Annotated in this window: 8 protein-coding genes and 2 other annotated features (1 of these 10 only partly in view); of the genes, 1 reads left to right on the top strand and 7 read right to left on the bottom strand. The window is 27.0% G+C overall.

Features of this window, described 5'->3' with window-relative positions:
• Positions 1–34: 34 nt before the first annotated feature.
• Positions 35–234: a binding site (T-box leader), on the bottom strand.
• A gap of 66 nt (positions 235–300) precedes the next feature.
• The gene (locus ACYUE0_RS10390) at positions 301–1,095 is read right to left on the bottom strand and encodes a GTP pyrophosphokinase (protein ID WP_010294325.1); all 795 of its coding nucleotides are present in this window, start codon (positions 1,093–1,095) and stop codon (positions 301–303) included.
• Between the two features lie 431 nt (positions 1,096–1,526).
• On the opposite strand from ACYUE0_RS10390, the gene ACYUE0_RS10385 reads away from it, so the two are divergent.
• Positions 1,527–2,447 (top strand): DUF2225 domain-containing protein, encoded by a 921-nt coding sequence (locus ACYUE0_RS10385; RefSeq protein WP_460270478.1) that lies wholly within the window; start codon positions 1,527–1,529, stop codon positions 2,445–2,447.
• A gap of 74 nt (positions 2,448–2,521) precedes the next feature.
• On the opposite strand, the gene ACYUE0_RS10380 is transcribed toward ACYUE0_RS10385, so the two are convergent.
• The 6 genes from ACYUE0_RS10380 to tyrS form a co-directional block, all read right to left on the bottom strand.
• On the bottom strand, positions 2,522–6,799 hold the full coding sequence (locus tag ACYUE0_RS10380; protein ID WP_460270476.1) for an acyl-CoA dehydratase activase-related protein: 4,278 nt from the start codon (positions 6,797–6,799) through the stop codon (positions 2,522–2,524).
• Positions 6,800–7,487: 688 nt separating this feature from the next.
• Entirely contained in the window at positions 7,488–8,174 is a 687-nt protein-coding gene (locus ACYUE0_RS10375; protein WP_460270475.1) for a metallophosphoesterase, read from the bottom strand.
• A 9-nt stretch (positions 8,175–8,183) separates the two neighbouring features.
• Positions 8,184–8,447 (bottom strand): EscU/YscU/HrcU family type III secretion system export apparatus switch protein, encoded by a 264-nt coding sequence (locus ACYUE0_RS10370; RefSeq protein WP_061994123.1) that lies wholly within the window; start codon positions 8,445–8,447, stop codon positions 8,184–8,186.
• 86 nt (positions 8,448–8,533) lie between these two features.
• The gene (locus tag ACYUE0_RS10365) at positions 8,534–10,060 is read right to left on the bottom strand and encodes a hypothetical protein (protein WP_460270473.1); all 1,527 of its coding nucleotides are present in this window, start codon (positions 10,058–10,060) and stop codon (positions 8,534–8,536) included.
• A gap of 188 nt (positions 10,061–10,248) precedes the next feature.
• Positions 10,249–10,782 carry an STM3941 family protein gene (locus ACYUE0_RS10360; RefSeq protein WP_460270471.1) on the bottom strand — a complete coding sequence of 178 codons (534 nt, stop codon included), beginning with the start codon at positions 10,780–10,782 and terminating at the stop codon, positions 10,249–10,251.
• Between the two features lie 238 nt (positions 10,783–11,020).
• Complete coding sequence (tyrS, locus tag ACYUE0_RS10355) at positions 11,021–12,247, bottom strand: tyrosine--tRNA ligase (protein ID WP_460270469.1); 1,227 nt, start codon at positions 12,245–12,247, stop codon at positions 11,021–11,023.
• Between the two features lie 104 nt (positions 12,248–12,351).
• Positions 12,352–12,460: a binding site (T-box leader), on the bottom strand; it runs 113 nt beyond the window's last position.

Below are 12,460 nucleotides of genomic sequence, written 5' to 3'. Positions count from 1 at the left end.
ATCTATAAAAAAATAAAAAGCCTTCATCTCTAAATAAAGAGACGAAAGCTATAGTTCCGCGGTACCACTCTAATTAGGCAAAAGCCCCACTTTAATATTATAACGGTATAACCGTACTTGTTTCTCACAAGTAAGCTCATAAGCAAGTTCATATTCTTTAGTTACTACATCTCACCATATTGTAGCTCTCTTAAAACTAAAATTAATATTACTACTCCTAATCAACGCAATAGTATATATTCAATTAATAATGTATTATATCCTTAATCCTAAAAAAAGTCAACATTTTTATGTTAAAATTTATCTTTTATTATATTTATCTAAAACTTTTTTTGTTTCTTCTAATAATGCATTAAGTTCATGTATTTCTCCTACTTCCAAAAGTCTATTTAAAGACTCTGAAAATCTAGAGGCCTCTGCAATTTTACCCAGAGAAGACAACGTAAGTATATTTTCAACTATACTAGTTACTAAACTTGATTTTACTTCAAATAACTTTTGTGCATCTTTTATCTCATCTTTTATTTCAAGCATTTGTTCATCTAATTTAAAAGCTGCATCTGCAGCGTTTTTTAATTTTCCTCTAATATCTGTTGGTATGTCATGCTTATATTTATAATTAAGTGAATGCTCTACTGTAGCCCAAAAGTTCATAGCTAATGTTCTTATTTGAAATTCTGCTAATATTTCAGTCTGTCCATCTGCCATATTAACTGGATACTTTATTATCATATGATAACTTCTATATCCACTAGTCTTAACATTAGCAACATAATCTTTTTCATATATTATTTGCATATCTCTTCTTTGTCTTATAAGTTCTACAACTTTATCTATATCATCAACAAACTGGCACATTATTCTTATACCTGCTATATCTTCCATTTCATATGCTATTCTATCTAGTGGTATATCAAATTTATTTGCCTTTTCCAATATACTTGAAACTTCTTTAACCCTTGCCGTTACAAACTCTATAGGAGAATATTCATTTTTTTTTCTTAATTCTCTTCTAATGCTTCTTAACTTTACTTTTAATTCCTCTACCGCTTGATCATAAGGTATTAAAAATTTTTTCCACTCTATTACTGCCATAAAATTCACCCTTTACATAAAAAAAACTATCAAATATGGTATTTGTACATTACTTTTTATTATATATATTTATACTAACCTTTGAGTTAACGTACATATATATAATATAATGTTATTATAGGAAAATATCAATTTATTTAAAATTCTTTTTTCTTTTTAGAAAATCATAACATATTTACAAATATTATTTGAACAAATTTTATTATATTTACATAAAAGTAACATCTATATTTTAATAGATAAATTAATTTATTTATAATTATGATTATGATTTTTACCAATGCATATAAAAAATAATAGACCAGAGTTGCAAAGTATATTTTATGAAACATAATAATACTAGTTTTTTCTATTAAGCTTTCACAAAATAGACAGAAAATCTGATATATTATTTAATTAAATATGACTAAACCATTCAAGGTGGTGATATTATGAATAGTATATTTTCCGGACTAGAAAATGTTGGATTTAAAGATACAGATAACTTAACGCTCTACAAAAAAGAGGAACTTCAAGAACTTGAAACACAACATAAAAATTTTTCATTATTATACAAAAAAACTGTAACTTGTCCTGTTTGTGAGAATACTTTTAAACAATTAGCACTTAAAAGTAACTCCTATAGAATGATTTCTAAGGACTCTGATTTTTTTATAAGATATGATTTAATAAATCCTTATTTTTATGATGTTTATGTTTGTGAGCACTGTGGATATTCAGCTCTTAAAGTAGACTTTAATAAAATTACAGAGCGACAAAAGGAACTAGTTAAAACTAACGTTTCACAAAAATTCAAATCTAGAACTTATCCTGAAGCCTATACAAGAGAAATTGCTATAGAGCGTTATAAGCTTGCATTACTTAATGCAACTTATATAAATAGCAAAGCTGGCACCAAAGCTATGATATGCTTAAAATTAGCTTGGATGTATAGATTAGGTGATTCTGATAAAGATAAAGAGCTTGAGAGAACTTTTCTTACTTCCGCTTTAGAAGGATTTGAATTTGCCTTTTCTAAAGAATCATTGCCTATTTATAAAATGAACACATTTCTTTTAATGTATTTAATAGGTGAGATCAATAGAAGAATTGGAAATTATAATTCAAGTTTAAATTGGTTTTCAAGGGTTTTAACTACCCCTGGAGTGTCTTCTACACTAAAAGATCTTACAAGAACTCAAAGAGATTTAATAAAAGAATCTCAAATGTTAGAAGAAAAACTTAAAAATAAGGATATTATAGAAAGCAATATAAATTTAGATAATGATATCGAATCCAATAAATCTCAAGTTACTATAAACAAAATCAAAAACCCTAATAAAGGAATATTAGCTAAAATTCTAAAAAAGTAAACTTTCTATAAAAATAAAAATGTCACAAAATGATGTAAATCACTTTGTGACATTTTTTATAAATTTATAGAACTTTAATCTCTTTTAGTACTTGCTGCAACTTCATCTAAAGTTTGTAAATAATCACGTTCCATATTTTTCTTTGATATTGATAATAAAAGTTTTATTCTATTTAATTGATTAGCTTCACTTGCTCCTGGATCATAATCTATAGGAACTATATTAGCGTCTTCAAAATGTCTTTTTAACTCTTTTATCATACCTTTTCCTGTAACATGGTTTGGCAAACAAGCAAATGGTTGCATACATACTATATTTTTAGTTCCACTTTTTATAAGCTCTATCATTTCTGCTGTTAAGAACCAACCTTCTCCTGTTTGATTGCAAAGAGAAAGTATATTCCTTGCTTCTTTTGCTAATTCTTCAATTCTACAAGGCGATGTAAATCTTTTACTTTTATCTAAAGCTGCTCTAACATATTTTCTGTAATTTTCCACATATTTAATAATTATATCACCAACTATGTCGCTAGTTTTCCCACCTAAATTATTTTCAAAATTCACCTTACCATTATAAGAACAATATAAGAAGAAATTTGTTAAATCTGGAACAACAACTTCTGCCCCTTCTTCTTCTAGAATATCTACAATATTATTGTTAGCTGTAGGATGAAATTTTACTAATATTTCTCCAACAACTCCAACTTTTGGTTTATTTAAATCTTTTATTTCTAAATTATCAAAATCACGAACCACATTTTTTATATTTTCTTTTAACTTTTTATAATCACCATTGAATATTTGTTGCTTTATAATATTATTCCACTTTTCATATAATTGATTTGTGCTTCCTTTTATCTTTTCATAAGGTCTTACCCTTAGCATACATTGCATAAATAAATCACCATATATTACTGCAATAATTGCCTTTCTAGCCATTTCTATACTATATTTAAACCCTGGGTTTTTTTCTAAGCCACAAGCATTTACTGAAATTACAGGAACATTTTCTAATCCAGCATCTTTTAATGCCTTTCTTAAAAAGCCTATATAATTGGTTGCTCTACATCCACCACCAGTTTGGCTTATTATAACTGATGTATTATCAGCATCATATTTTCCTGATTTTAAAGCACTTATTATTTGACCTATTACTATTATAGATGGATAGCATGCATCATTATTAACATATCTTAGCCCTTCATCAACAGCCTTAGTATCTACTGAAGGTAATACTTCTAAATTATATCCACAAGAAGCTATTGCACCTTGTAAAAGTTTAAAATGAATAGGTGACATTTGTGGTGCTAAAATAGTATGATTTTTCCTCATTTCTTTAGTGAAAATAACTCTTTTATTGCTTTTTTCAACTTGTTTATATTCTATGTTTTGTTTTTCTCTATCTTTCATTGCTGCTTTTAAAGATCTAACTCTTATTCTAACAGCCCCTAAATTATTAACTTCATCTATTTTAATAGTTGTATATATCTTTCCATATCCTTTCAATATTTCTTGGACCTGATCAGTGGTTACTGCATCCAATCCACACCCAAAGGAATTAAGCTGAATTAATTCTAAATTAGGTTCTTTACATACAAAACTAGCTGCTGCATACAATCTTGAATGGTATGTCCATTGGTCTACAACTCTTAAAGGCCTATCTACTTTTTCCAAATGATCAACAGAGTCTTCTGTAAGTACAGCTATCCCCAATCCTGTTATGAGCTTATCTATTCCATGATTAATTTCTGGATCAATATGATACGGTCTTCCTGCTAAAACTATTCCTTTTTTATTATTATCCCTTAAATATTTAAGTGTTTCCTCACCTTTTTTCCTTATATCTTTTTTAAACTCCAAAACTTCATGCCAAGCTCTATCAACAGCTTCATTAATTTCATTTTTGCCTATGCTAAATTCTTTTAATGCTATATATAATCCTTTCTTTAGTTTAGAAATATTTCCCAAGGTTAAAAATGGATTAATAAATTTAGTATTTGTTTCTTTTAACAAATCTACATTATTTTTAATTACTTCTGGATAAGATATAACCATTGGACAATTAAACTGGTTTGTTGCTTCTTCTTGTTCTTTGTTTTCATACATAATACAAGGATAGAATATAGCATCTACATCTTTATTTATTAAATCTATAATATGTCCATGAGCCAACTTAGCTGGATAGCAAGCTGATTCTGACGGTATTGTTTCTATTCCTAATTCATATATCTTTCTTGAAGATCTTGAAGATAGTTGTACACTAAATCCTAATTTAGTAAAGAATGTATGCCAGAATGGATAATTTTCATATATATTAAGAACTCTAGGAATTCCAATAACACCTCTTTTGGCATTTTCTCTCTCTAAAGGTCTATAGTTAAATACTCTATTATATTTATATTCAAATAAATTAGGTATATTGTTATTTTGAGCTTTACTATTATCGCCTTTTTCACATCTATTTCCAGATATAAATCTTTTTCCATCATTAAATTTATTTATAGTTAATAAGCAATTATTACCGCATCCACCACATCTTCTCATACTAGTTTCTATTGTAAATTCTTTTAAATCTTTTAATTTTATTATTGCACTTTCTTCTTTATTCTCACTACGATCTTTTGCTATTAAAGCAGCTCCAAATGCTCCCATTAATCCTGCTATATCTGGTCTTACTACTTCTCTTTTTGATATTGACTCAAAGGACCTAAGCACTGCATCGTTATAAAATGTACCACCTTGAACTATAATTTTTTCACCTAAATCTTTTTCATCTTTGACTCTTATAACTTTATTTAAAGCATTTTTTATAACTGAATAACATAAACCTGCTGCTATATCACCTACTGAACTTCCTTCCTTTTGAGCTTGTTTTACTCTTGAATTCATGAAAACAGTACATCTTGATCCTAAGTCTACAGGATTTCTGCTATACATTGCTCCTTTTATAAAGTCTTCTATAGTTAAAGATAAAGATTTACTGAAAGATTCTATAAATGAACCACATCCAGATGAACAAGCTTCATTTAACTTTATACTTTCTATGACTCCATTTTTTATGCTAAGGCATTTCATATCTTGTCCACCTATATCTAAAATGAAATCTACTCCAGGTAGGAAAAATTCAGCTGCCTTCTGATGAGCTATAGTTTCAACTTCACCATGATCAACTTTAAAAGCTGTCTTTATTAACGCTTCTCCATAACCAGTTACTGTAGAACCTTTTATTAAAATATCGTTATTAGTTTTACTATATAAATCTTCTAAAATTTTTCTTATTTGTTTGATAGGATTTCCATTATTACTACCATAATATGAATATAAAACTTCTCCATCCTCTGTTATTAAAACTGCCTTTGTAGTTGTTGAACCTGCATCTAATCCTAAGTATGCATTACCTTTATATTCATTTAATGATTTTCTTATAACTTTTGCTTTACTATGTCTTTTTTTAAATTTTTCTATTTCTTTTTCACTTTCAAAAAGAGGCTCTAATCTATTTATTTCTTTATCTTGATACTTACTAATTAAATCTACTTTTTCTAATAATTGCTCATATTTAAACACTGTCTCAAATTTTGAACAAATTGCTGCACCTATAGCTACAAATATCTGAGAATTATTAGGGAATATTACATCTTCTCTTTTAATACTTAATGTATCTATAAATCTTTCCCTTAACTCTGATAAGTAATATAACGGTCCACCTAAGAACGCTATTTTACCTCTAATTGGCCTTCCACAAGCTAAGCCACTAATTGTTTGGTTAACCACTGATTGAAATATAGACACTGCAATATCTTCTTTTCTTGCCCCTTCATTTAAAAGTGGTTGAATATCTGTTTTTGCAAAAACACCACATCTTGCTGCTATTGGATATATAACTTTATAATTTTTAGCCAGTTCATTTAAACCTGCTCCATCAGTTTCTAAAAGTGCAGCCATTTGATCTATAAATGCTCCAGTTCCCCCTGCACATGTTCCATTCATTCTTTGCTCAATACCGCCTGAAAAATATGTTATCTTAGCATCTTCTCCACCTAATTCTATTGCAACATCTGTTTCACTTATATATTTTTCTATTGCCTCTTTACATGCAACAACTTCTTGAGTAAATCCTATATTCAACCACTTAGAAATAGATAATCCACCGGAACCAGTTATCATTATTGTAAAATTACTCTCTTTAGAAAAATTTGCAATACACTCACTTATAAGGGTAAGTATACTTTCCTTTATATTAGAATAATGCCTATTATATTTGCTATAAAGTATTTTTTCTTCTTTGTCAAGTGCCACAATTTTCACGGTAGTAGAACCTATGTCAACTCCTAAATGTATTAAATTACTCATTTTATTATCACTCCCTAGTTTACTTATACTATCACCACGGATATATATTAAATTATCTATTCATCTATAAAAATTATTAATTGCTAAACCTATAGGGTTACAAATTTTAATTTTTACTTATGCTTTAGTTTAAGCAAAACACATATTATTTGTAAGTGGATAGTTATGGTATTTACTACTCACTTTACTCATATTTCAACTTTTCATTTTTATGACTTTTAGTTTCTCTAATTTGAAATCAAAACTTTGATGCATAAGTTAAACTTTCAACTTTTATCCCTATAAGTTTTCAGAATCATCTTCCAATTTTATATACTGTAAATTGGGAATGTCCTCAAAAGTGAGGATATTGCCAAAAATAGCTTAAATTCTAGAACATCTTTAAAACAAACATCTTTAAATTATATTCTAAAATTATATTTAAATTCACGATATTATTATAATAAGATAATAAACAATTAATTTTTCACTTCTTTAATTCTATAACCCTTTGTCTAATGTACACAAATAATAATTTTCTCAATAATCCTTCATTATCTTAGTTTATTTTTATATTTATTAAAATTGCTAATGAATATTACATTTGTTTATGAATAAAGTAAAAATTAAAAACCTAAAAAGAATATATCGAACTTTTTTTATTTCGATATATTCTTTATAAAAATTTTTTATAATTTTATAAAAAATATTATAGTATCTTTAAAGGTTCAAAGTCTATATGATCACAAGAAGTTAAAATATACTCGATTCCATTTTTTTCACCCTCAAATGCATAATTTAAACCACTTCCATGAATATGACCGTATATAACTTTTTCTACATTATATTCATTTAAAATCTCTGTAAATCCATTTTCTTCTTCAATATTATTTGCCGGTGGATAATGTAACATTACAATAATCTTTTCAAATCCATCTTTTTTTGCAGAATCTAATGATAACTTTAATCTTATAATTTCTCTATCATATATTTTTTTATCATGTGTAGTAAATTTAGAATTTATTGGTGTTATCCATCCTCTGCTTCCACAAATAGCATGATCCTTATATTGAAAATAATTATTTTGAATAAAATTCATATTATCATACATAGAATTTAGTTTCTTTATACCACTCCACCAATAATCATGATTTCCTCTAACTAATAACTTTTTTCCTGGCAAGTTGTTTATAAAATCTAAATCTAGTTTTCCTTCTTCAACTTTCATAGACCAAGATATATCTCCTGCTATAAGCACTACATCTTCATTTGATATTGTTTTTAACCAATTTTCTTTTATTTTTTCATCATGATTTAACCATTTTTCACCAAAAATGTCCATAGGTTTTTCACTATTAAAACCCAAATGCAAATCTGATATTGCATACAATGCCAACACCGTCACCTACTTTTTCATCCTATTATCAACATCCATTACATATGCAATTACCTTTGCAACTACATCATATAATTCTGCTGGAATTTCATCACCAACGTTTACATTAGTTAAAAGGTTTGTAAGCTCCTTATTTTCAACTATTGGAACCTCGGCTTCTTTTGCATGTTCTATTATCTTATCTGCTATGTGCCCCATTCCAACTGCTGTAACTTTAGGTGCAGAACTTCCCAAATCATATTTTAATGCAGCAGCCTTTTTTTTATTTTTCACACTTACCACACCCTACTAATTAGTATTATCCTTACAACATACATAGATGTAATTATACTATATTTTTTATATTTTACAAAGCGAATTTATACCATTAAATCTAAAGTGGATATACTTTCATCATTAAAAAAGTCTCTACAGCTACTCAATGTAAACTTTTCTACTTTTTCATTCACCAAAACTTCAAAAGAATATGGTAAATTTTTTAAATCATTTAACAGCTCATCCTTACATCTTTCTATTACAGCCATAAATTTTTTTTGAGCCTGTATATCAATATTTATATAACAATTGTTCACAGATATATATGCATCTATCACTTCCATATTTAAGGTTTTTATGCTTGTTGCAATCTTCATATTCTTCGAGTCAAGCTTTTTACCCTTTCCTCTTTCATCTTTGATTACAAGCTTACAATCATAATCTTCGTTTTTTACATTCATAGGAACATTTAAATAATAATAGTCATTACTTAATGTGTTAAACATTTTAAAATCCTGCATTTTACCTTCTAAAAATTTCATTACTTTAGTAAATTGCTCTGGATTATCTTCTTTTTCCTTAATAATTAATGATATAGAATCCTGCATTTGTGTGATTTTTTCTTTAATTTCTTTTTTAATTGATTCATGCATAGGCAACTTAATTTTTTCAGCAATTTCTTTATTAATAAATTCCTCTTTTTCTAAGGTTAAAACATTAGAATTTCTACTATTTTCTTTTGTTACTTCATTCTTAACATTTTTTTCTATACCATTACATTCAGATGTATATTCGCTAGTTTTTACATTGCTTTTTTCTTCTACCTTATTTTTAGATATTAAATCCACTTTATTAAAATTTTCTTCCTTAATACCAACCTGTCCTTTTTCTTTGTATAAAGCTTGTTCAAACTCTTTTACATCCTTAATAATAACATTGTTTTCTTCATTCAAAATATTAAAGCTATTTATATTTTCTTTATTCATAGGAATGTTTTCTTCTTTCATCATAAGCATTGATTTTAAATCTAAAGTTTTAAGAGATACAAAAAAATCTTTTAATATAGTTTTAATTTTAACCTCTAATTCACTATTTACTGATATATTTTTTGCTCCTAAATACTTATCAATGAATCTATCTTCTTCTTGAGGATTTTCAACAATTTTATTCTTGAAATCTAATAAATTTTTGACTTCATCTAAATTCTCTTGTGTCAAAGGTATATTAAATTTAAGCATTTCTTTAATTAAATTTTCATCACCTTTTGAAATATTTAATCCTAAATTGTTTATTATTTTAAATAATACTTCTTTTTCAGACCTATCTATGTTCTTATCATGTATATTTTCAATGACACTGTTTAAACTTAGTATTAATTTGTTTTCCTTAAAATCATCTACTATAAATTTTAATAAATAATTGTCTATTAAACTATTTTCTATCTTACTATCTATCCTAGCGGGAAACTGTCTTCCATCTAATAATCTTACAATTACTTCTCCACTTTCTTTATTTATATTAAGGATTCTAGCTGTAAAAGTTTCTCCTTTTCTAAAAGTACTCTTATTTCTATTAACTTGAGTTGATGCATTTTGCAATGCTTCTATTCTCCAAACTCCTGTTCCAGACATACTTTCTCCCCCAATCTATTTAAAATTTATTAGATATAATTTTATAAAATACTTAAACTAAAAAACTTCTTTTTTAAATACTTACTTATATAATATTATCGTTTACTATGCAATTAAATTATATTTTTAATAAAAAAAATTCCTTTGTAATACTTTTTCATTGTAAAAATCCAATAAAAAAAAGCCTATTAGGCTTTTTTACTATAAGTTAAACAAAATTCATTCATAACATCATATAATTCTTCAATTGAAACATTTTTTGCACTTTGCATATTTATATTAATATGTCCTGTACCTAATTTTAAATTAGCTTGTACTGCTTTTTTTCTTAAACCAGAAATAGACTTTAAATATACATCTGAATCTATCAAGTAAATAGAAACAAACTGTTGTCCTGTCACTGAAACAATTTTAATTGACTCTACCGCTTCCCATTTTATAAGTTCACTTTTCTTAGATAACGCTGATGAACGATCGTAAAAACCCTCTTTATTAACCACTACAATTTCTTTACCAACAAATAACTCCTTTAAAATAAAAAATAAACAATAACCAAAAAAAACCACACTTACAATTCCAATAATTAAACATAACCAATTAACCGATTCTTCTGCTGTTATTCCAAAAAACAACAAAAAGGCTCCTATGACCAACATAACAATGGCTAAGAACATTATACTTAATTGTTTGCCCTTACTTTGATATACAATAAAATTATCCACTTTTAACACACTCCTTTAATTATTTTTTATGTTTATAAATAAAAATGACCATTCCTTTTTAACATAGAAGTTTATTAAAAAGAATAGTCATCTTCGTTTCAAATAAAGAAATTGTATTAATGGATAATTAAAGAAAAGAAGAATTTGTCTTTTTCTTAAAACTTCCACTATACACCTTTATAAAATGTTTCCTATATCATCTCAATTAACAACAATATTTTAAAATTAAGCCTTTATATTAAGCTATTTCTAATTTATAGAATTTTTTCTTTCCTCTTTTTATTAATGCATATCCATCTTCTTTAATAAAGTTTTTAGAAAACTTAGCATTTACATCATCTATTTTAGTTTCATTTATTGTTAATCCACCTTGTTGTATAAGTCTTCTTCCTTCAGCTTTTGACGGAACAATTTTTGTATATACTAATATATCTAATATTCCGTTTTCTGCCATATCTGATGTTATTGTAACTGTTGGAACATTGGACATGTCAACACCGCCACTAAATAAAGCTTCTGCAGCTACCTTAGCTTTTTCAGCTTCTTCTTCACCATGTATAAGTTTTGTAACTTCATATGCAAGTATTGTCTTAGCTTTATTTATTTCTGCACCTTCTAATGAACTTAATCTTTTAACCTCATCCATTGGTAAGAATGTTAATAATGATAAACATTTTTCAACATCAGCATCTGCAATATTTCTCCAATATTGGTAAAAATCAAATGGTGAAACTCTTTCTGGATCTAACCAAAGTGCTCCATTAGCTGTTTTACCCATTTTATTACCTTCGCTATTTGTTAATAATGAACAAGTCATTCCATATGCTGGTTTTCCTTCTTTTCTTCTTATAAGATCCATACCAGCTAATATGTTTGACCATTGGTCATCTCCACCAAGCTCCATTGTACAATTATGCTTTTTATTTAAAACTAAGAAATCATAACCTTGCATTAACATGTAGTTAAATTCAAAGAATGATAATCCTTTTTCCATTCTTTGTTTAAAACATTCAGCAGTTAACATTCTATTTACTGAAAAATGAACTCCTATGTCTCTTATAAATTCTACATAATTAAGGTCTAATAGCCAATCAGCATTATTCTCTAATATAGCCTTTCCATCACTAAAATCTATTAATCTAGATAATTGTTTCTTTATTCCAGCAACATTTCTATCTATATCTTCTCTCGTAAGCATTTTTCTCATATCTGTTCTACCAGATGGATCACCTATCATTGCAGTTCCACCACCAACAAGAGCTATTGGTCTATGTCCAGCTCTTTGCATATGAGCCATAAACATCATTGCTATAAAGTGACCTACATGTAAGCTATCTGCTGTTGGGTCAAATCCTATATAAAAAGTTACTTTTTCTTTTCCTAATATTTCTCTCATTTCATCTTCATGAGTTAATTGCTTTAAAAATCCACGTTCTTTAAGAACATCAAATACATTGTTTGTCATAAAAATTCCTCCATGTTTTATCATATAATTTGTTTAAAATACATTAATTCTTTGCATAACATATGTTTTTCTACAAAATATAAAAAGTCCCTAGTTTTTAAAAAACTAGGGACGAAATTTTCCGTGGTACCACCCAAATTGATTTTCTTTTAAAATTTAAAAGAAAATCCTCTCTTTCCTTATAACGTAAGGATAACCGTAACAGCCTACTAT

It is taken from the genome of Clostridium sp. CTA-19 (assembly GCF_054767855.1).
The sequence above is the reverse complement of the archived record's forward strand: the minus strand, read 5'-3'. Positions and strand labels throughout refer to the sequence as shown.